Annotated in this window: 15 protein-coding genes; 9 read left to right on the top strand and 6 right to left on the bottom strand. The window is 53.1% G+C overall.

Annotation, left to right across the window (positions count from 1 at the left end; genetic code table 11):
• Positions 1-56 precede the first annotated feature (56 nt).
• Together glgA and glgP are read left to right on the top strand one after the other, a co-directional pair.
• Positions 57-1,490, top strand: a complete 1,434-nt coding sequence (glgA, locus tag B1H58_RS06050) for a glycogen synthase GlgA (RefSeq protein ID WP_085068625.1) — start codon at positions 57-59, stop codon at positions 1,488-1,490.
• A 20-nt stretch (positions 1,491-1,510) separates the two neighbouring features.
• Entirely contained in the window at positions 1,511-3,958 is a 2,448-nt protein-coding gene (gene glgP, locus B1H58_RS06045; protein WP_085068623.1) for a glycogen phosphorylase, read from the top strand.
• Between the two features lie 78 nt (positions 3,959-4,036).
• On the opposite strand, the gene glpD is transcribed toward glgP, so the two are convergent.
• Positions 4,037-5,545 (bottom strand): glycerol-3-phosphate dehydrogenase, encoded by a 1,509-nt coding sequence (glpD, locus tag B1H58_RS06040; protein WP_085068621.1) that lies wholly within the window; start codon positions 5,543-5,545, stop codon positions 4,037-4,039.
• A 280-nt stretch (positions 5,546-5,825) separates the two neighbouring features.
• Between glpD and glpE the strand changes: the two genes are divergently transcribed.
• The 3 genes from glpE to B1H58_RS06025 all read left to right on the top strand — a co-directional run bounded on the left by glpE (position 5,826) and on the right by B1H58_RS06025 (position 7,862).
• On the top strand, positions 5,826-6,155 hold the full coding sequence (glpE, locus tag B1H58_RS06035) for a thiosulfate sulfurtransferase GlpE (RefSeq protein WP_085068619.1): 330 nt from the start codon (positions 5,826-5,828) through the stop codon (positions 6,153-6,155).
• A 38-nt stretch (positions 6,156-6,193) separates the two neighbouring features.
• Complete coding sequence (gene glpG / locus B1H58_RS06030; RefSeq protein WP_085072239.1) at positions 6,194-7,018, top strand: rhomboid family intramembrane serine protease GlpG; 825 nt, start codon at positions 6,194-6,196, stop codon at positions 7,016-7,018.
• Between the two features lie 85 nt (positions 7,019-7,103).
• Positions 7,104-7,862, top strand: coding sequence for a DeoR/GlpR family transcriptional regulator (locus tag B1H58_RS06025; RefSeq protein ID WP_085068617.1), 759 nt, complete (start codon positions 7,104-7,106; stop codon positions 7,860-7,862).
• A gap of 29 nt (positions 7,863-7,891) precedes the next feature.
• Here the strand turns inward: B1H58_RS06025 and malT are convergent, their stop codons facing one another.
• Positions 7,892-10,609 carry an HTH-type transcriptional regulator MalT gene (gene malT / locus B1H58_RS06020; RefSeq protein ID WP_085068615.1) on the bottom strand — a complete coding sequence of 906 codons (2,718 nt, stop codon included), beginning with the start codon at positions 10,607-10,609 and terminating at the stop codon, positions 7,892-7,894.
• Positions 10,610-10,980: 371 nt separating this feature from the next.
• On the opposite strand from malT, the gene malP reads away from it, so the two are divergent.
• Positions 10,981-13,386 (top strand): maltodextrin phosphorylase, encoded by a 2,406-nt coding sequence (malP, locus tag B1H58_RS06015; protein ID WP_085068613.1) that lies wholly within the window; start codon positions 10,981-10,983, stop codon positions 13,384-13,386.
• A 50-nt stretch (positions 13,387-13,436) separates the two neighbouring features.
• A complete protein-coding gene (gene malQ / locus B1H58_RS06010; protein WP_085068611.1) occupies positions 13,437-15,515 on the top strand; it encodes a 4-alpha-glucanotransferase in 2,079 nt (692 codons plus the stop codon).
• A 120-nt stretch (positions 15,516-15,635) separates the two neighbouring features.
• Here the strand turns inward: malQ and B1H58_RS06005 are convergent, their stop codons facing one another.
• A complete protein-coding gene (locus B1H58_RS06005) occupies positions 15,636-16,103 on the bottom strand; it encodes a DUF943 family protein (protein WP_085068609.1) in 468 nt (155 codons plus the stop codon).
• Positions 16,100-16,948 carry a DUF3289 family protein gene (locus B1H58_RS06000; RefSeq protein WP_085068607.1) on the bottom strand — a complete coding sequence of 283 codons (849 nt, stop codon included), beginning with the start codon at positions 16,946-16,948 and terminating at the stop codon, positions 16,100-16,102. The genes B1H58_RS06005 and B1H58_RS06000 overlap by 4 nt, the downstream gene beginning before the upstream one ends.
• Positions 16,949-17,561: 613 nt before the next feature.
• Between B1H58_RS06000 and B1H58_RS05995 the strand changes: the two genes are divergently transcribed.
• Complete coding sequence (locus B1H58_RS05995; protein ID WP_085068605.1) at positions 17,562-18,569, top strand: DUF8093 domain-containing protein; 1,008 nt, start codon at positions 17,562-17,564, stop codon at positions 18,567-18,569.
• Complete coding sequence (locus tag B1H58_RS05990; RefSeq protein WP_085068603.1) at positions 18,569-18,808, top strand: hypothetical protein; 240 nt, start codon at positions 18,569-18,571, stop codon at positions 18,806-18,808. Before B1H58_RS05995 ends, B1H58_RS05990 begins: the two co-directional genes overlap by 1 nt.
• Positions 18,809-19,699: 891 nt before the next feature.
• Here B1H58_RS05990 and nfuA read toward each other — a convergent pair.
• On the bottom strand, positions 19,700-20,275 hold the full coding sequence (gene nfuA / locus B1H58_RS05985; protein ID WP_085068601.1) for a Fe-S biogenesis protein NfuA: 576 nt from the start codon (positions 20,273-20,275) through the stop codon (positions 19,700-19,702).
• 58 nt (positions 20,276-20,333) lie between these two features.
• Positions 20,334-21,017 carry a DNA utilization protein GntX gene (gene gntX, locus B1H58_RS05980; RefSeq protein WP_085068599.1) on the bottom strand — a complete coding sequence of 228 codons (684 nt, stop codon included), beginning with the start codon at positions 21,015-21,017 and terminating at the stop codon, positions 20,334-20,336.
• Positions 21,018-21,036: the final 19 nt, after the last annotated feature.

Below are 21,036 nucleotides of genomic sequence, written 5' to 3'. Positions count from 1 at the left end.
GTAACACACGCAATCTGCGCGAGGATCGCGCCAGATTTCCGTTAAAGGAGCCGAGAATGCAGGTTTTACATGTCTGTTCAGAACTTTTCCCGCTGCTGAAAACCGGCGGGTTAGCTGATGTGGTGGGGGCATTACCGGCAGCACAGATTGCAGATGGAACGGACACGCGCGTTTTACTCCCGGCGTTTCCGGATCTGCGTAAGGGAATTACCGACACGGAAGTCGTCGCTGAGCTGCAAACTTTCGCAGGCCCGGTCAGGCTGCACTTTGGACATTTTAATGGGGTTGGCATTTATCTGATTGAAGCTGAGGGCCTGTACGATCGGCCTGGCAGCCCTTATCACGATGAAAACCAGTTCGATTATCCGGACAACTATCTGCGCTTTGCATTGCTCGGCTGGATGGGATGTGAAATGGCCTGCGGGCTGGATACCAACTGGCGTCCGGATATTGTGCACGCCCATGACTGGCACGCCGGTTTAACCTGTGCCTATCTGGCGGCGCGCGGACGTCCGGCGAAGTCGGTATTTACCGTGCATAACCTGGCATATCAGGGGCTGTTCTACGCACATCATATGGATGAAATCCAGCTGCCGTGGTCGTTTTTCGATATGCATGGGCTGGAGTTTTTCGGTCAGATCTCTTATCTCAAGGCCGGGCTCTTCTTTGCCGATCATATTACGGCGGTCAGTCCGACCTATGCGCGCGAGATCACCCTGCCGGAATATGGTAACGGCATGGAGGCGCTGCTGGCACAGCGGATGCGGGAAGGGCGGCTGAGCGGCATTCTGAACGGGGTCGATCCGCTGATCTGGGATCCCGCGCATGATCTGCTGCTTAACGCGCGTTACAACCGCGACACGCTGGATGCCAAGGCGGAGAACAAGCGTCAGCTACAGATTGCGATGGGGCTGAAAGTTGACGACAGCGTGCCGGTGTTTGCGGTGGTAAGTCGTCTGACCAAGCAGAAAGGGCTGGATCTGGTGCTGGAGGCGTTGCCAAGTTTGCTGGAGCAGGGCGGACAGCTGGTGCTGCTGGGGGCAGGCGATGCGGTATTGCAGCAGGGATTCCTGGCGGCGGCGGCGGAAAACCCCGGCAGCGTCGGGGTACAGATTGGCTATCACGAAGCGTTCTCCCACCGCATTATGGGCGGAGCGGATGTGATTATGGTGCCGAGCCGCTTTGAACCTTGCGGCCTGACGCAGCTTTACGGCCTGAAGTACGGCACGCTGCCGCTGGTAAGACGCACCGGCGGGCTGGCGGACACGGTTAATGACAGTTCTCTGGAGAACCTGGCAGACGGCATCGCCAGCGGTTTTACCTTTGAGGACAGCAATGCCTGGTCGCTACTGCGCGCTATCCGACGTTCGTTTGTGCTGTGGTCTCGTCCTTCTCTTTGGCGCTACGTGCAGCGTCAGGCAATGGCGATGGATTTTAGCTGGCAGGTGGCTGCACAGGCCTACCGGGATCTTTATCAACGGTTGTTGTAACCTGATTTAGGATACTTGCTATGAACGCACCTTTTACCTATGCATCACCTACGCTAACGGTCGAAGCGTTAAAGCACTCTATTGCCTATAAGCTGATGTTTACGCTAGGTAAAGATCCCTCTTCCGCCAACAAGCATGAATGGCTGAACGCCTCGCTGCTGGCGGTGCGCGATCGCATGGTGGAGCGCTGGCTGCGCTCCAGCCGTGCTCAGCTGTCGCAGGATGTGCGTCAGGTTTATTACCTGTCAATGGAGTTTCTGATGGGGCGCACCCTCTCCAATGCGCTGCTGGCGATGGGGATCTATGACGATCTCAACAGCGCGCTGGAAGAGATGGGGCTGGATCTGGCGGAGCTGATTGAGGAAGAGAACGATCCGGGGCTGGGTAATGGCGGTTTAGGGCGCCTGGCAGCCTGTTTCCTTGATTCGCTGGCCACCTTAGGCTTGCCCGGACACGGCTATGGCATCCGCTACGATTACGGCATGTTTAAACAGAACATTGTGGATGGACGCCAGGCGGAGTCGCCGGACTACTGGCTGGAATATGGCAACCCGTGGGAGTTTCAGCGCTATAACACTCGTTATAAAGTGCGTTTCGGTGGACGTTTACAGCATGAGGGCGCGAAGGTGCGCTGGCTGGAGACCGAAGAAGTGTTGGCGATGGCCTATGATCAGATTATTCCCGGCTTTGATACCGATGCAACCAATACGCTGCGGCTGTGGAGCGCGCAGGCCAGTAATGAAATCAACCTGGGGAAATTTAACCAGGGCGACTACTTTGCTGCGGTAGAAGATAAAAACCATTCGGAAAACGTATCGCGCGTGCTCTATCCGGATGACTCTACCTACTCTGGCCGCGAGCTGCGACTGCGTCAGGAGTATTTCCTCGTTTCGGCAACGGTCCAGGATATTCTGAACCGTCACTGGGAAATGCATCAGACCTTCGATAACCTCTCCGATAAAATTGCCATTCACCTGAACGATACCCATCCGGTGCTGGCGATCCCGGAGCTGATGCGCTTGCTGATCGATGAGCATAAGTTCAGCTGGGACGATGCGTTTGAAGTGGTGTGCCAGGTCTTCTCCTATACCAACCACACGTTGATGAGTGAGGCGCTGGAAACCTGGTCGGTAGATATGATCGGCAAGATCCTGCCGCGCCATCTGCAAATTATTTTTGAAATCAACGACTATTTCCTGCGAACCATTCAGGATCACTATCCGGACGAGTGGGAGCTGCTGTCACGTATTTCGATTATTGATGAAAACAACGGACGCCAGGTACGTATGGCCTGGCTGGCGGTGGTGGTCAGCCACAAAGTGAATGGCGTGTCGGAACTGCACTCGAATCTGATGGTACAGTCGCTGTTTGCTGATTTTGCCCGCCTGTTCCCGGGGCGTTTCTGTAATAAAACCAACGGCATTACCCCGCGTCGCTGGCTGGCGCTGGCTAATCCGGCGCTCTCTGAAGTGCTGGATGAAAGCATTGGACGTCACTGGCGCACCGATCTTAGCCAGCTGGCGGAGATCAAACCGCAAATCGATTACCCTGCTTTTATAGAAAAAATAGCTGATGCCAAGCTGGAGAATAAAAAGCGTCTGGCGGCCTGGGTGGCGAAAAACATGGATATCGTGCTGGATCCTAATGCGCTGTTTGATGTGCAGATCAAGCGTATCCACGAATACAAGCGCCAGTTGATGAACGTGCTGCACGTGATCACCCGCTATAACCGCATCAAGGCCGATCCCAACGCCAACTGGGTTCCGCGCGTCAATATCTTCGCCGGTAAGGCGGCCTCCGCCTACTATATGGCGAAGCATATTATTCATCTGATTAACGATGTAGCGCAGGTGATCAATAACGATCCGCAGGTGAAGAACAAGCTGAAGGTGGTCTTTATTCCTAATTACAGCGTAAGCCTGGCGCAGATCATTATTCCGGCCGCCGATCTCTCTGAACAGATCTCGCTGGCTGGCACCGAAGCATCCGGCACCAGTAATATGAAGTTTGCCGTCAACGGCGCGTTAACCATCGGTACGCTGGATGGCGCGAATGTTGAAATGCGTGAACACGTGGGCAAAGAGAACATCTTTATCTTCGGTAATACTGCCGATCAGGTGGAAAAGCTGCGGCGGGAAGGGTACAACTCGCGCCAGTATTATGAAAAGGATGAAGAGCTGCGTCAGGCGTTGACACAGATTGCTACCGGCGTGTTCAGCCCGCAAGAGCCGGGACGCTATCACAATATCTACGATTCGTTGATTGGGCTGGGCGATCACTATCAGCTGCTGGCTGATTATCGCAGCTACGTGGATACGCAGGATAAAGTGGATGAACTGTATCGTCAGCCGGAAGAGTGGCAGCGACGTGCGGCGCTGAATATCGCTAATATGGGCTACTTTTCTTCAGATCGTACCATTCAGGAATACGCTGACGAGATTTGGCATATATCACCTGTCAGGCTTTAATTTCCGCATCGGCAATAAAAATCCCCCGCCAGCATAGTGCTGGCAGGGGATTGTTTTTATGCTCTTTACAGTGCTGGCTTATGACGCCAGCGAGAGTGTCGGCTTTTTGCCGTGCGCGTCCAGCCACTGCGCCACGCGCGCCTGCTGAGCCTCATCCAGCCACATGCCAAGTTTGGTGCGACGCCAGATCGCGTCATCCAGTTCGCGCACCCACTCGTTTTCCATCAGGTAGCGCAGCTCAGCCTCATAGAAACCGTGGCCGAAATCTTCACCCAGATCGCTCAGGGAAGTGGCGTTCTGTAAGATCCGCTCGCTGTTGCTGCCGTAGGTGCGGGCATAATGGCGCGCCATGCCTTCGCTAATAAAGGAATAACGACGACGCAGGCTGGCGGCGTAATCCTCACGCGTACCGGCAATATCACCGCCCGGCAACACTGCTGTTTTGGTCCAGGCCGGGCCAATATTGGAGTAGTACTTCGCCAGTTTCTCCATTGCATGTTCAGCCAGCTTACGGTAGGTGGTCAGCTTGCCGCCGAACACCGACAGCAGCGGCGCTTTACCCGCATCGTCACGGACATCCAGCGTGTAATCACGGGTAATCGCCTGCGGTGAGTCAGATTCGTCATCACACAGCGGACGCACGCCGGAATAGGTCCAGACAATATCGCTACGATCCAGCTGCTTTTTAAAGTGTGCGTTATACACTTTCAGCAGATAGGCGATTTCATTATCGTCAATTTTTACCTGTTTCGGATCGCCTTTGTATTCCACATCGGTGGTGCCAATGATGGAAAACTCATCCATCCACGGGATCACGAAAACGATACGATGGTCTTCGTTCTGCAGAATATAAGCCTGTTTTTCCGTGTGAACGCGCGGCACTACAATATGGCTGCCTTTAATCAGGCGAATGCCGTAAGGAGATTTCAGCTTCAGGCCGTCGTCAAACAGCTGTTTAACCCACGGGCCAGCGGCATTGACCAGGCCTTTGGCGCGCCAGGTAAAGGTTTTACCGCTATCGACATCTTCCGCTTCCACCATCCACAGGCCGTTTTCACGCCATGCACGAGTCACCCGTGTGCGGGTACGAACTTCGCCGCCGCGTTTTACCACCTCCTGAGCGTTCAGCACCACCAGACGCGCATCGTCGACCCAGCAGTCAGAATATTCGAAACCGCGCGTGATTTCCGGCTTCATTACGGAATCTGCGCCGAAACGCAGCCCTTTACTGCCCGGAAGACTGGTGCGTTTGCCTAAGTGGTCATACATAAACAGGCCGGTGCGGATCATCCATGCCGGACGTAAATGCGGGCGGTGCGGCAGGCGGAAACGCATGGGAAAGGCAATGTGCGGAGCCATCTTTAGCAACACTTCACGCTCGGCCAGCGCTTCGCTGACCAGACGGAATTCATAATGTTCCAGGTAGCGCAGGCCGCCATGAATCAGTTTCGAGCTGGCGGAGGAGGTCGCGCATGCCAGATCTTGCGCCTCCAGCATCAGCACTGACAGTCCGCGTCCTGCGGCGTCGGCCGCAATACCGGCACCGTTGATGCCGCCGCCGATAACGATCAGATCTTTGGTTTCCACGTCATCTCCCCCGATGTTCGGAATAGTTCGTCTATGTTCGTTTTCGAGCATAATAATAATCGTAAACCAACATTGATGCCAGCTTTAACCCAATAAAAACATCTTAGCGTGATTCAGTTAACATAATTTACCGCGCCAGGCGGCGTTAACCTTTCTGTTAGTTGGGTTATAGTTAATCCGCTTCGCGTTACAATAGAGATCTTCATGGCTGAAAGGCGGCACAGGTATCACATGCGGCCCCGCAATCGGCTTACCGCACTTTGTTGATTTGGAACCCGGTATGGAACAATTTGAATGCATCAGCGTCGATACGGCGCAACAACGTCTGGCTGAAGACGAAGCGCTGCTGGTCGATATTCGCGATCCGCAAAGTTTTGCGGCAGGTCATGCCAGAGGGGCTTTCCACCTGACAAACGGCACGTTAAATACCTTTATGCAGCAGGCCGATTTTGATAAGCCGGTGCTGGTCATGTGCTATCACGGCAACAGCAGCAAGGGCGCGGCGCAATATTTAATCCAGCAGGGTTTTGAGCAGGTTTACAGCATTGACGGCGGCTTTGACGCCTGGCGTGCGGCCTTCCCGCAGCTGGTTGAGACGCAAACGGAATAAGCGTCGCCTTACGATCACACCTCAGGAAATGGGCAATGATACAACTGACTCAGTTCAATAATCCGCGTATGGCGCAGGCGTTTGTTGACTATATGGCCACGCGCGGCGTTACGCTGCATATCAAAAAGGAAGATCAGCTTATCCTGCTGCTGGAGGATGAGACGAAACAGCAAATGGTCGAAAACGAACTTGAACAGTTTGTTCGCGATCCTTTTCATCCGCGCTATCAGGCAGCCAGCTGGCAGAGCGGCACCACGGATAGCAAATTACACTATCAGCGTGACAGCCTGCTGACTAATCTGCGTCAGCGTGCCGGGCCACTCACTATCCTGCTGGCCATTGCCTGTATCGCCGTTTATATCCTGATGCTGCTTGTCGGCGATTTTACTATGCTCGGCTGGCTGGCCTGGCGGCTGGATGCTTCACCCTTTTTTCAGCCCTGGCGTTGGTTTAGCCATATCCTGCTGCACTTCTCTCTGCTGCACCTGGTATTTAATCTGCTCTGGTGGTGGTATATCGGCGGCGCGGTAGAAAAGCGGCTGGGCAGCGGCAAACTGTTTGTGATCACCCTGATCTCCGCCCTGTTAAGCGGCTGGATGCAGGCCAAATTTAGCGGCCCCTGGTTTGGCGGGCTTTCCGGCGTGGTCTATGCGCTGATGGGTTATGCATGGCTGCGAGGCGAGCGCGATCCCGAAAGTGGGATTTTCCTGGAGCGCGGTTTGATGGCTTTCGCTATTCTGTGGCTGGTCATTGGTTATTTTGGCGCATTTGGCCTGCCAATTGCTAACACCGCACACGCCACCGGCCTGGCGGTAGGGTTGGCGATGGCGTTTGTTGATACGCGCCGGGTGAGGAAGGGCTGATGGCAGAAGCATCAGGCTGGCGCGGGGCGCCGTCAAAAAATAATGTTGCTGTGGTCTGATGCCGCGCGATTAACAGGAGATTTATGTGAAGCAGACGCAACGTCATGACGCTATTATCGATATGGTTCGGCGTCAGGGATATGTGAGTACTGAAGAGCTGGTTGAGCATTTTGACGTCAGTCCGCAAACTATTCGCCGCGATCTAAACGATCTGGCCGATCAAAACAAAATCCAGCGTCATCACGGCGGCGCGGCGCTGCCTTCCAGTTCGGAAAATACCGCCTGGCAAGATCGTAAAATGATGTGGTCGGTGGAAAAGGCGCGCATCGCTCAGCGTGTAGCCAGCCAAATCCCCGACGGCGCGACGCTGTTTATTGATATCGGCACCACGCCGGAAGCGGTAGCGCATGCATTGATGAACCATAACGATCTGCGCATCGTAACCAACAACCTGAATGTCGCCACGCTGTTGATGACGAAGCCCGATTTTCGCCTGATTATCGCCGGTGGCGAGGTGCGCACGCGTGACGGCGGCATTATGGGCGAAGCCACGCTCGATTTTATCTCTCAGTTCCGGCTGGATTACGGCATTCTTGGCATTAGCGGCATCGATATGGATGGCTCGCTGCTGGAGTTCGACTATCACGAAGTTCGTACCAAACGGGCGATTATCGAAAACTCACGCTGTGCGATGCTGGTTGCCGACCACTCTAAATTTGGCCGCAACGCGATGGTGAACTTAGGCAATATGAGCCTGGTGGACTATCTGTTTACCAATGAAATGCCGCCCGCCAGCGTGATGAAAGTGATTGAACAGCACGAAGTCCATCTGGAGCTGTGCTGAGTAATTTTTTTCACCGCGCCTGTTAACCGCTACGCCACGCTCATGCCCATCAGGTGCAGCAAATGCTGTGCCTGCTGCACGGCTTCCTGCCGATGCATAACGCCCAGCTTCTGATAGAGATTGCGGATATGGGTTTTGATGGTGGTTTGCGCCACTTCCAGCTCCCCGGCAATTTGATCGTTGCTGTAACCGGAGTAAATCAGACCCAACACCTGCCATTCCCGCTGCGTAAGCGGGCTGGTGCGGATCAGTTCCGGTACCTGCGGGTGTGTCAACAGGCGGCTGACAAAGCTCTCATCGAAATGGGCGAATTTGTGGCGATGATGCTGATTGATATCGCGCAAAATGCGCTGCGCACGGTGTTGTTCCAGCTCCGGCAGCGTATGCAGCTGCAACAGTTGACGCAGTTGCTGCGCCATGGTTTCGCCTTCAATTACAAAGTGGCTGATAAAGCCGGTGCGGTTTGCCAGCGTCAGTGCTTCAATCAGCGTCTGCTGGGCTTCGCTTTTACGTCCGGTTTGCCAGTAAAGCGCATTAAGCAGCAGCAGATTACGATTCAGATCGCTGGTCAGGCGTAGCCGCCGCGCGCTTTCATTCAGTTCATCCAGCACCACTTCGGCTTCTTCATAATGGCCCAGCAAAATTTGCACACGCGCGATATTCCGCCACTGGCCCTGCAAAAAGTGGTTATCGGCAGTAGGCGGTTTTGGCGTTAGCCGCAGCCAGTTAGCTGCGGCGACCTTATCGTTAGTCAGTTGCCAGTAAATCACGCGCGGTTTGTCGGCGTTGGTCACCCAGTCGCTGTGATACTGACCGTTGCCAAGCAGATTCTCACAGCGGATCAAGTGACGACGCGCATTGTCCAGATCGCCTCGCGCCAGCGCGCATTTCGCCAGCATCGCCAGACATTGTAGCTGCTGCTGCGGCTGAAAGTTTGCCAGCACCTCCAGCCCTTTACGGGCGGTGGCTTCTGCCTCATCGAGGCGCGCCCAGGACCAGAGCAGCTGCGAGCGAATACGCAGCAGGAACTCATGCATCGGCAACTGTTCCAGCCCTTCTTCGTTAATCAGCGCAAAGGCCTTTTCCTGAATATCGTAAGCGGTCTGCAAAAAGCCCTGCGCCAACAGGATCTCGCTCTGTTGCAGCAGCGCCCAGAGCGCGTAATGACAGCTGTTATAGTGGCGCGCCATCTCATCGGTCTGCTGCATGGTGACCAGCGCGGCTTCCAGCTGCCCCTGACAGTGCAGAACCTCTCCTTTTACCGAGGTGGCGACAATACGGCTGTAGTAGTTTGCCAGCGGCAGGTTCACCAGCGCCTGGTTAGCCAGCCGCTCCGCTTCTTCGGGCTTCCCGGCGTTAATCGCCACCTGCGCGCGCAGCGCATCAAATTCAGCGCTCAGAACCGCATCGATAGCGATCTGTTGCCGCGTCATCTCTTCTTCGGCACGTGCCAGTAAAAGATTCACTTCGCCGTAGCGATGCTGGCTTTGCGCCAGCCAGGCCTGCAACAGAATCAAACGGGGATTATCGACCAGCAGCTGCCACGGCAGCGCTTTAAGCCCTTCTTCCAGCAGTGCCAGTTCGCTATGGTTAAACAAGGACCAGGCATGATGCAGCAAAATGTCGCGCAGCAGATGGGTATCTTCCGCCGCCAACGCATGATGAATCGCTTCTCCGGCGTAGCCGAGCGCCATCCAGCCCTCTGCTGCCGCCCGATGCAGCTTATGCAGTTCGCTGCTCAGCTCCCACTGACAGCGCTGGCGTAAAAAGGTGGCAAACAGTGGGTGAAAATTAAACCATTTTCCGCTGTCGTCCATGCGCTGAAGAAATAAGCCCTGACGCTCTGTTTCTTCCAGCCGCAGCTGTGCATTTTCTTCGCCGGTCAGGTGGGCAATCAGCATATCGTTCATCGAACGCAGCACGGAACTGCGTAACAAAAAGTTACGCGTCGCCGCATCCACGCAGTCCAGCACTTCATCCACCAGGTAGTCGGAAAGATGGCTGGCGTTAATGCCTGACAGACGCTGCGCGGAGTGATGAGTTGGGGTATTGGACTGACGCTCCGTCAAGGCGATCAACTGTAGTGCGGTCGCCCAGCCTGCGACTTCATCGCACAGCCGCTGAGAATCATCTGCGCCGATAGGGCGTTGCAGGCGGCAATCAAAAAACTGTTTCGCCTCATGTGGCGTAAAGGCCAGCGACTGACTGTTAATCTCCAGCAGTTGCTCGCGTACGCGCAGGTTAGCGATGCCCAGCGAGGGCAAATTACGCGAAAGGATAATCAGCGTCAGGTTGTCAGGCTGATGACGAATAAAAAAGCGCATCGCCTGATGAATGGCATCGTTGGTCAGCAGATGGTAGTCGTCAATCACCAGGTAAAGCGGGCGATGCCATTCGGAAAGTTCCACGAACAGCTGGGAAAAGAGCGCGCTAAGGCTGGCATACTGACGTTTCTGCGCCAGCGCTTCGCTACGCGCGCAGTGCCCGTCAGTGGCCTGCTGTACTGCAGCCATAAAATAGTTAGCAAAACGCTCAGGATAGTTATCGCTCTCATCCAGCGAATACCACCCCAGATCGCTTTTATCCGCCGCCCACTGCGCCACCAGCGTGGTTTTGCCATAGCCGGCAGGGCTACTGATCAGTGCTAAACGGTAGTGCGCAATGTTCGCAAGCCTGGCTATCAAACGCTCCCGAACAATGGTGTTCTGAAGCCGCAGAGGACGGCTGAGTTTCGATGGTATCAGCATGGCGACACTTCACTGTGGTGAAATAGAAGGAAACAAAGGGAATTATTTTACGCCGCGTAATTAAGTACTTTCTGTGCTGCCGCGCGTTAATGCAAGAATGGCCTCCGACCAGATTCCATTAAGTTGCACCTCATCACATTTCCTTATTGTTTTTTGACGCTTTCTTGTAAAAAAAGCCACAGAACGCAGCTGAACATGCGTTTTTTTCCGCTATAACATCTTAAGTTAACCTGCCATCGGTCACACTTTTTCCTACGCCCTGCGGCTCCTCCCTGATGAATCTGGCTACAGGAGGATGCCGCCGCAGGGGGTTAACGTCAGCATGTGTATCAATTATTTGCGAAACCATTCACTTAGCGGAAGAGACACGTATGTCGCAGCAAAAATTCAGTCACACACGTTTTGAGGCGGCGTTAACACGCCAGTGGCAATATCTCGGGCTGAGCAGCGCCAGCGAGATGACCCGACATCAGTGGTGGCAAGCGGTCAGCGCAGCGCTGGCAGAACTTCTGGCGGAACAGCCGGTAGCGAAACCAGACGAACAACAACGCCACGTTAACTATCTGTCGATGGAGTTTCTGATCGGACGTCTGACCGGCAATAACCTGATTAACCTTGGCTGGTATGACGATGTAAAGGCACTGCTTGCGCAGCAGGGCATCGCGCTTAGCGATCTGCTGGAGCAGGAAGTGGATCCGGCGCTGGGCAACGGTGGTCTGGGCCGGCTGGCGGCCTGCTATCTTGATTCAATGGCGACGGTGGGCCAGGCAGCTCACGGCTACGGGCTTAACTATCAGTACGGCCTGTTCCGTCAGTCCTTCGATCACGGCCAACAGCGCGAAGCGCCAGATGACTGGCAGCGTGCCAGCTACCCCTGGTTTCGCCATAACGCCGCGCTGGATGTTGACGTTGGCATCGGCGGTAAAGTGGTAAAAAACAGTGACGGCTCCCTGTGCTGGGAACCGGCATTTAGGCTGCGCGGCGAAGCCTGGGATCTGCCGGTTATCGGCTATCGCAACGGTTTAGCACAGCCGCTGCGTCTGTGGCAGGCGTCTCATGCAGAGCCCTTTGATTTAACACTGTTTAATAACGGTAAATTTTTGCAGGCGGAGCAGCATGGGATCGATGCGGCGAAGCTGACTAAAGTGCTCTATCCCAACGACAACCATCAGGAAGGCAAGCGCCTGCGCCTGATGCAGCAATATTTTCAGTGCGCCTGCTCGGTGGCGGATATTCTGCGCCGCCATCATCAGGCGGGACGCCAGCTGGCGGAACTGCCCGATTATGAGGTCATCCAGCTTAACGATACCCACCCGACTATCGCTATTCCGGAAATGCTGCGTGTTCTGCTGGATGAGCATCAGCTGAGCTGGGATGAGGCCTGGCAGATCACCAGTAACGTCTTCGCCTATACCAACCATACGCTGATGCCGGAAGCGCTGGAGCGCTGGGATGAACGTCTGGTGCGCTCGCTGCTGCCGCGTCATTTCATGATTATCAAAGAGATCAATCAGCGCTTTAAAAAGTTGGTGAATAAGCAGTGGCCCGGCGATGAGAAAATCTGGGAAAAAGTGGCGGTGCTGTACGATAAACAGGTGCGCATGGCGAACCTTTGCGTGGTCAGCGGTTTTGCGGTGAATGGCGTCGCGGCGCTGCACTCCGATCTGGTAGTAAAGGATCTCTTCCCGGAATATCATCAGCTGTGGCCGCATAAATTCCATAATGTCACCAACGGCATTACGCCGCGCCGCTGGCTGAAACAGTGCAACCCGGCGCTGGCTACGCTGATTGACGAGACGCTGGGCAACAGCGACTGGGTCACGCAGCTGGATGCGCTAAAAGCGCTGGAGCCGTATGCGGAGGATAAAGCGTTCCGCCAGCGCTATCGCCAGATTAAACAAGATAATAAACAGCGCCTGACCGATTACATTCGCCAGGTGACCGGCATTGAGGTCAATCCCGGGGCGCTGTTTGATGTGCAAATCAAACGTCTGCATGAATACAAACGTCAGCACCTTGGGCTACTGCATATTCTGCACTGCTATCGTCAGCTGCGCGACAACCCACAACGGGATAAAGTGCCACGCGTTTTCCTATTTGGTGCCAAAGCCGCGCCCGGCTACTACCTGGCAAAAAATATTATCTATGCCATTAATAAAGTAGCGGAGGTGATCAATAACGATCCGCTGATCGGCGATCGGTTGAAGGTGGTATTTATTCCGGATTATCGCATAACCGTTGCGGAGCTGATGATCCCGGCGGCGGATCTCTCGGAACAGATATCGACGGCGGGTTATGAGGCGTCCGGCACCGGCAATATGAAGCTGGCGCTGAATGGCGCACTGACCATCGGCACCCTTGACGGCGCGAACGTGGAAATTGCCGGGCAGGTGGGCGAAGAGAATATCTTTATCTTCGGTAATACCGTGGATGAAGTAAAGGCGTTAAAAGCCAAAGGCTACGATCCGAAAAAGCTGCGTAAGAAAGACAAGCATCTCGACGGGTTACTGAAAGAGATGGAAAAAGGCCATTTCAGCCAGGGCGATAAACATGCTTTTGATCTGCTGCTGGAGAGCCTGACCAAAAATGGCGATCCCTGGATGGTACTGGCGGACTTTGCCGACTATATCGTGGCGCAGGAGCGCGTCGAAGCGCTGTGGCGCGATCAAGACGCCTGGACACGTAGCGCGATTCTTAATACAGCGCGTACCGGTATGTTCAGCTCCGACCGCTCCATCCGCGATTATCAACAGCGCATCTGGCAGAGCAAACGTTAAGGGCGAGCGGCGCAGGCCGCTCAGGACAGAAGACGGATTCAGGAAGCGTTATGGATTTAACTCAGCTTGAGAAGGACGCCAACGCGGCCGGGATTGCTGCCAGCTATATCAATGCCAAAGGGGAGCCGGAAGCGATCGGCGCAGAAACCCGCCAGCTGTTGCTAAAGGCAATGGGATTTCCGCGCGCGGCCAGTCAGGCGCCGCTGCCGCCGGTAAAGGTATTCAGCGGACGGCAAAAGCGCGTGATGGCGCCTGACGGCAGCGGCCAGTTCCACTGGGAGCTGCAGACCGAGCAGGGCAAAATGTATCAGGGCGAGGCGCAGGGCGGTGAAGCCTTTGCCCTGCCGCCGCGTCTGCCGCAGGGCTATCACCAGTTGACGCTGACGCAGGGCAAAAAACAGTGGGCCTGCCGGGTGATTATTGCGCCGCAACGCTGCTATGAACCGCAGCCGCTGCTGGAGGGCAAAAAACTTTGGGGGGCCTGCGTGCAGCTGTATACGTTGCGCTCCGCCCGCAACTGGGGCATCGGTGATTTTGGCGATTTAAGCGAAATGCTGATGCAGATAGCCGATCGCGGCGGCGATTTTATCGGCCTCAATCCAATTCACTCGCTTTATCCCGCCATTCCGGAAAGTGCCAGTCCTTACAGCCCTTCATCGCGTCGCTGGATGAATATCATCTATATCGACGTAGAGCGTGTGCCCGATTTCCAGCAGAGCGCAGCGGCGCAACGCTGGTGGAAAAAGAAAGAGACGCAGCGCCGGGTAGAGGCGGCGCGCCAGTCTGACTGGGTGGACTATAGCGCGGTTAATCAGTTAAAAATTGAAGGTCTGCGGTTGGCATGGGCGCAGTTCTCTGAGCGTGACGAGCAGGATGAAACGCGGCGTCATTTTGCTGATTTTGTCAGCGCTGGCGGTGAGAGTCTTTACAGCCAGGCAGCATACGATGCGCTTCATGCGGCAATGCTGCAGCAAGACGGGCAAAGCTGGGGTTGGCCTGCCTGGCCGGAAGCGTATCGCCGGGCCGACAGCGAGGCGGTACAGCAGTTTTGCCGTAAAAATCAGGATGAGATTTATTTCTGGCTGTGGCTGCAGTGGCTGGCTAATCGCCAGTTTGATGAGTGCTGGCAGGTTTGTCAGCAGCGCGGCATGTCGGTGGGTCTGTATCGCGATTTAGCGGTTGGCGTGGCGGAGGGCGGGGCGGAAACCTGGTGCGATCCTGAGCTTTACTGCCTGCAAGCCTCGGTTGGCGCACCGCCGGATATTCTGGGGCCGCTGGGACAGAACTGGGGGCTGCCACCGATGGATCCGCACGTTATGGCAGCGCGGGCCTATCAGCCATTTATTGAGATGCTGCGCGCCAATATGGCCAGCTGCGGCGCGTTGCGTATCGATCATGTGATGTCGCTGCTGCGCCTGTGGTGGATCCCTTATGGGATGACGGCGAATCACGGTGCCTATATCTCCTATCCGGTTGACGATCTGCTGGCGATCCTGGCGCTGGAAAGCCGGCGGAATCGCTGTATGGTGATCGGGGAGGATCTGGGAACAGTGCCGCAGGAGATCATTGGCAAGCTGCGCCGCAGCGGGATCTACTCCTGGAAGGTGCTCTATTTCGAGCAGGAGAGCGCCGATCGCTATCGCGCGCCGCAGCAGTGGCCGCGCCAGTCGATGGCCAGCGGCGCCACCCACGATTTGCCAACGCTGCGCGGTTTCTGGAGCGCGGGCGATCTGACGCTGGGCGAGGAGCTGGGGCTTTATCCGGATAAGGTGGTGCTGAAAGGGCTGTATGAAAACCGTGAGCGGCAGAAGCAGGCGCTGCTGAATGCGCTGCATGAGCAGGGCTGCGTACCGAAGAAGCTGGGCAAGCGTGCGGAGAAGCTGGTGATGTCGCCGGAGCTGAATCGCGGTATGCTGCGCTATATTGCTGATAGCGGCAGCGCGCTGCTGGGCCTGCAGCCGGAAGACTGGCTGGATATGGAGCAGCCGGTGAACGTGCCGGGCACGGTGGATCAATATCCCAACTGGCGGCGTAAGCTGAGCCACACGCTGGATGAGATGTTTAGCGATGAACGCATCAATCAGCTGATTAAGGATCTGGATCGACGACGCAAGGCTGAAGGCAATTAACCATCAAGCCCGACCGGTCAGATAAAGGCGGGTCGGGTATCTATTCGGGTGCAGCCCGAGTACAGCATTACTATCATACCGGTAAAGCGTTATGGGTCCGGAATGGGAAGCCAGCTACCGTCAGTGATATGTTTCTTTTTTTAATTTAATAATACGGCCATCGGCATAACGAATATAGGCTGAATTACCAAAAGCGAATCGGATATTACCCTCACGGTTGCGGCCAACCGTTAACAGTATCTCTTTGACGATGCAGTTTTCAGGGGGAGGCACATCATCAAAACAGAGCATATCGTTCTCATCCTCTTTCTGGTAGCCGTCGCCAAAAGCAAAAACGGTAAAGTTGGATGGCCCGCCCGCCTCTTCAGAGGGAATATGATATTTTTCCCGGATAGCGTTCTGGTTTTCCAGCCACCAGTTAATCGCCGATGAGGCGGTAACAGGTAAATGATCGACTAATACTTCGGCACTGTAACGGTCATGATGCGCGCTAATAATGTTAACGCTGCGGTTATCCAGATAGAGATAAAAGCCCACAGCAGCAATCACGATGCAAATGAGAAAGTTAAATGATTTTCTTCTGCTCATGAGCGCTTTCCCTCGAGAGTTATAGTCGCTTCCATATTGGTTAAGAAGGGGCGGAAACCGAATTGATCAAAACGCTGTAGAATAAACCATATTCTGAAAAACTGGAATTGATTAAATTTAACCTTTTGAATGTCGTTAACATCCAGCCCAAAATGATCCTGCCCGCTATACTTTATTTGCGCGCACCAGCCTTTTTTACTGATTTCCAGACTTAATAAATTTATGCGCGTAGCGTAGACATCATGTACGGTGATACCTAACCCATTAATTTTATCTACTATTGTTGAGTCAAACTTAGGTAAAATCCTGTCTTTAATCTGCTTCGATATAAACGGGATGTTATCTAATGGTAAAACACCATTCTCGTAATCGATACGCGTACTTATCTCCTCCCGAATGGCGGTCAGAGTACTGTTTTTTGTATTATCATTAATAATTTGCGCCTGATAGGCCGCATTCAACGCCATATCGTTAAAGGGCATACCGTTAGCACTCTGGAAATGCTGAAGCATCCGATTAATAAGATACTTCCAGGGGCCTACGCATGCAAAAGGCAATGAGGTCACCTGCATCTCTTCAAATAATAGACTGGCGCACTGTTTCGCACTGAGCCTGGTGCTGCGTTGGTTATTGCCATACGCGCCGAAAAATCGCGACTGGGGATTATCAAAAACCGTTAGCCGGGTCATGGTCCAGGGATCGACCACATTAGAGATATTGGTAAGCCTGAACTCTTTTTTAAGACGTGCGGCGGTGATGTCGCCATACCGCATATCATCTGTCCCATAGTCGTTGAATTGATGTTCTGTGGCATAAAGCTTTTGCGGGAAGGTGAGTTTAATCATGTCACTAACTCCTTGTAGACACCGATCCTTGACTCTTCCATTTGAGTCTTTATTTAACCATGGCTATGGTAGCGGATGATGAAGGCAAATTTAATTCTAAATTTAGAAAAGAAGATTTTCCACCTGCGAATTAGCACGCAATAGCGTTACGCTGGTATTTCAGCGTAACGTTTTCCGTTAATTAATAAAAATAATGCCAGCGAGAAGGGTGTTATGAAGAGGAAGTTTCTTGAAATTATCTGTTTTTTTGCTTTTTGTGGTTGTATCTGTGGTTGTTTTTGAAATTGTATGTGAATTATCCTCCTCAGAGGCTGTTATATCTAAGCTGGATTATTTTTATATTGTGTGTTTACTGTTTTTGTAAGGCGTAAGGATAAAAAAGGTTGGCTGCGTTTTTTTGAGAGACACCTTTCATATATTTTTGTGTATGCCTTTGTGGTTTTTAATATGGAAAGAAATAACAGAGCGTGAGTGTACATCTTAATTTTTCGGCTTCAAAATAACCCTGAGTTAATGAAATATAATAAATAATATAAAAACAGAATACCAACTGATTTCTTGCCCAGGGCTGGCGTAAACTCCCCGCGCACATAAATTAAACAGGATGTTTAATATGGGAGCGAGTCTGCCAGGGAACCGCCTTATCTGTCTGTCTCGGGATACCCTTGCCCCTGAATCATTTGAACGGATTATCAGCCCTCTTGCGGCATGGCGACACATCGAACAGGACTACCGGTTTGATGACCGCTGGAACAATTCGCTCTACATCGTCAACATCTTCCCCAAATCCGCCCATCCGCTTGCCGCAACGCTTCCCGAATACGGAAGGCGTTCAAAGGAACAACTGAAAGCCCTGACGGAGCGTGGTGAGGTTGTCTGCCTGAATGATGTCTCTGTGCTGCCCGCCGGTTTGTTTTACATCGACGATAACGGTATGCTTATTTGCCGGGATAGGACGCTGTTCAGATTTGACGGGGCAAACAGCATCATCGCCGCGTTCAATCTTGCGGTGAGTAAGCGCGACTACCGGTATTCTGGTGGAAAACCCACTCCCACCTCTTCAGGGCAGCTCAGGGGAGGAAGCCAGCCGGCTGTTTACCATACCCTTAACAGTAAAAACGTTGGCCGGTTACTGGCCGCAGGCGGTATCTACAACGGTAACGTTGAGGGGTTCCGTAAAACGGCTGAACAACTTGGTGGGGATGCGCCTGCGGGCTATAATCAGGTGCTGAATGAAACCACCAGAGGCGTGGCCATTGCCGGGGCATCCATTGCCGTCGGTCTGGGGATAAGGCGACTAAACACCGCCCGGGAGCTGGAGGCATTACAGCAGAATAAGATTAGTTTTGAAGCTGCGAAGGATCGTTATCCTAAACAATACGAGCAATATAACAAACTTCCTGATAAAAATTTGGAAAAAGCCATCTATAAACATGAGAAGCAAATCATTGAGCATCAAGGTTATTTGAATGATCCTGTGAAGCGCCTGGAGCATGTTCCTGACTGGGAAAGATTAAGTCATCAACATCAGGAAAACTTACTTCACCATTGGCAGCAAGATATAAAAAGGCATGAAGCATATAAAACTATTGCTGAAGGCATTATAAAGGGTAGGAAATAATGAATTTTAACGAATATGAAGCGCTTGTTGTTACTTTAGGCGAAGCAATGCAGGAACTTGCCATAGAAGCAAAAGCTAAGAAAGTTGCATCTATAGGTACAGATAAGGAAAATTTCCAAACAGGTTATTTGTCTGCTTTTCATCGAGTAATCACTTTAATGCAGCAACAAGCAGATATATATGAAATTCCTTTAGATAAGATAGGATTAGATAAAATAAAAGAGCAGGATCTTATTTAGTAACATCCCCACCACTTGGCCGGAATTTTATTTTAAATCCGCCCATCCGCAACGCTTCCCGAATACGGAAGGCGTTCAAAGGAACAACTGAAAGCCCTGACGGAGCGTGGTGAGGTTGTATGCCTGAATGATATCTCTGTGCTACCAGCCGGCTGTTTACGAAACCCTTAACAGTAAAAACGTTGGCCGGTTGCTTGCCGCAGGCGGTATACCGCTGTGAGTAAGCCAGTGAATTATGAATCACTTGATGATGGATCAGGCGATGGGATTATTGGTTTCACTGGTATTTATGACAGTACCGACTGGGAGATAAAAATCCCTTAGTAGTCAGGAAAGCCGGGGATTCCCGGTTTTTTATTGCCACCAGCATAATCTACCGAACAGGATCACTCCAAAATATTATCTATGAGAGGGAGTGTGAAGAAGCCTTTTCTGTATTTTCATTTCTGGATGCGATAACAGGACCGATGTTCCATTTGGTTTTATGACAGGTATAAACAGTTATCCTGTTTAACTACCTTTATTTATCTGTTATGGAATATGCAATAAATAGCTTTGAAAGAGTATGCAATCTAATTAATATACTCTCAATAGAAAGAGGGTTGTTCATGAAAAGCAACGAAATATTTTTAAAATAAATTGATGAAAGATTGCAGACCCATATTTCACAGGCAGTAAAAATTTCACAGCTTTCAGCACGTTTATCTTCCATAAAAGAGTGGTCAGGAGGCCATTATTTTGAGCTGCCAGCCATTAAACCGAAACCTGAAACTATGTGACTGACGATGCAGCAACCTGGCGGTAATTAACAAGGCGGCCAATGGCCGCCTTTCGTCACGTTACGCTTCTCTGCTTCAGGCGAACAAACGCAGCGCAGCCGTCAGGCCACGCTTAATAGTATGAGTGTTCGCCGCGCTGGTGTTCAGTCAGGTCGCGCACGCCTTTCAGCTCAGGGAACGCAGCCAGCAGCTCTTTCTCAATCCCTTCTTTCAGCGTCACGTCGACCATGGAACAGCCGTTACAGCCGCCGCCAAACTGCAGAATGGCGTAGCCTTCGTCAGTGATTTCCATCAGCGTTACGCGGCCGCCGTGTCCGGCCAGCTGCGGGTTAATCTGTGCCTGCAGCAGATATTCAACGCGCTCCAGCAGCGGTGCGTCATCAGACACTTTACGCATTTTGGCGTTTGGCGCTTTCAGCGTCAGCTGAGAGCCAAGGTTATCGGTAACGAAATCGATCTCGGCATCTTCCAGGTAGGGCGCGCTCAGCTCATCCACATAGGCGGAAAGCTTTTCAAATTTCAGTTCGGTATCGCTCGGCTCTACCGCATCCGGTGGACAATATGACACACCACATTCGGCCGTTGGGGTGCCCGGATTAATCACGAACACGCGGATTTGAGTGCCTTCTTCCTGATTTGAAAGCAGTTTTGCAAAATGGTCCTGGGCGGCATCGGTAATTCGGATCATGGCAGTTGCTCAATAGTTGACTAATTTAGTTGGTTATAATACGCCCATCGCCGACGCTCTACAAGGTACGGCAAAGGCACCAAATCTGGACGCTGGCGGCTCCGGCGCGCATCAGCAGACGGCTCACTTCCGCGACCGTGTTACCGGTCGTCACCACATCATCAATCAGGGCGATATGGCGATCCTGAACGGTGATTTCAAGTTGAAAAGCGCCGCGCAGGTTGCGCTTACGCGCTTGCGCCCCAAGTCGATGCTGAATAAGAGCAGCGCGGCGGCGCGTTAAAGCCTGAGGGTCATAAGTGCAGCTTAGCCAGCGAGCCAGCGAACGGGCCAGCAGGTCAGCCTGATTAAAACCGCGTCGCCAGGCGCGCTGATGATGCAGCGGCACGGCCAGTATTAAATCGGGACGAGGCAGGCCGCGCTGACGTCTGGCCGCTAACCAGCTTAACAAAATCAGCCGCGCCAGCATCACAGAGAGTGCGGTACGGCCAGAGAATTTATAACGGGCACTCAGCAAGCTTAAGGGCGAACAGTAATCGCTTACGGCGATCAGCTGCTGCCAGGGCGGTGGGCGCTGCAGGCAGCGTCCGCAGGCGACAAGCGCATCACCTGCAGGTAAGCCGCAGCGCGGGCAACAAAGCGGTAACGGAGGCAGCGCGCGTAAACAGTAGCTGCATAATCCCTGCACCGGCAGCGCCAGCGGTATCTGGCATAGCCAACAGCCTCCCTGCATTGGTAGCATAGCGACCTCCTTAATTAAG

The sequence above is a fragment of the Pantoea alhagi genome (genome assembly GCF_002101395.1).
In the GTDB taxonomy this organism is placed as follows: domain Bacteria; phylum Pseudomonadota; class Gammaproteobacteria; order Enterobacterales; family Enterobacteriaceae; genus Mixta; species Mixta alhagi.
The sequence above is the reverse complement of the archived record's forward strand: the minus strand, read 5'-3'. Positions and strand labels throughout refer to the sequence as shown.

What these genes read in the sequence shown, in the direction of transcription:
- malQ (WP_085068611.1), top strand. Translation starts at nt 13,437, where the DNA reads ATGGATTTAACTCAGCTTGAGAAGGACGCCAACGCGGCCGGGATTGCT.
- glpE (WP_085068619.1), top strand. Translation starts at nt 5,826, where the DNA reads ATGGAACAATTTGAATGCATCAGCGTCGATACGGCGCAACAACGTCTG.
- B1H58_RS06000 (WP_085068607.1), bottom strand. Translation starts at nt 16,948, where the DNA reads ATGATTAAACTCACCTTCCCGCAAAAGCTTTATGCCACAGAACATCAA.
- malP (WP_085068613.1), top strand. Translation starts at nt 10,981, where the DNA reads ATGTCGCAGCAAAAATTCAGTCACACACGTTTTGAGGCGGCGTTAACA.
- glgP (WP_085068623.1), top strand. Translation starts at nt 1,511, where the DNA reads ATGAACGCACCTTTTACCTATGCATCACCTACGCTAACGGTCGAAGCG.
- B1H58_RS05990 (WP_085068603.1), top strand. Translation starts at nt 18,569, where the DNA reads ATGAATTTTAACGAATATGAAGCGCTTGTTGTTACTTTAGGCGAAGCA.
- gntX (WP_085068599.1), bottom strand. Translation starts at nt 21,017, where the DNA reads ATGCTACCAATGCAGGGAGGCTGTTGGCTATGCCAGATACCGCTGGCG.
- glgA (WP_085068625.1), top strand. Translation starts at nt 57, where the DNA reads ATGCAGGTTTTACATGTCTGTTCAGAACTTTTCCCGCTGCTGAAAACC.
- B1H58_RS05995 (WP_085068605.1), top strand. Translation starts at nt 17,562, where the DNA reads ATGGGAGCGAGTCTGCCAGGGAACCGCCTTATCTGTCTGTCTCGGGAT.
- B1H58_RS06005 (WP_085068609.1), bottom strand. Translation starts at nt 16,103, where the DNA reads ATGAGCAGAAGAAAATCATTTAACTTTCTCATTTGCATCGTGATTGCT.
- malT (WP_085068615.1), bottom strand. Translation starts at nt 10,609, where the DNA reads ATGCTGATACCATCGAAACTCAGCCGTCCTCTGCGGCTTCAGAACACC.
- nfuA (WP_085068601.1), bottom strand. Translation starts at nt 20,275, where the DNA reads ATGATCCGAATTACCGATGCCGCCCAGGACCATTTTGCAAAACTGCTT.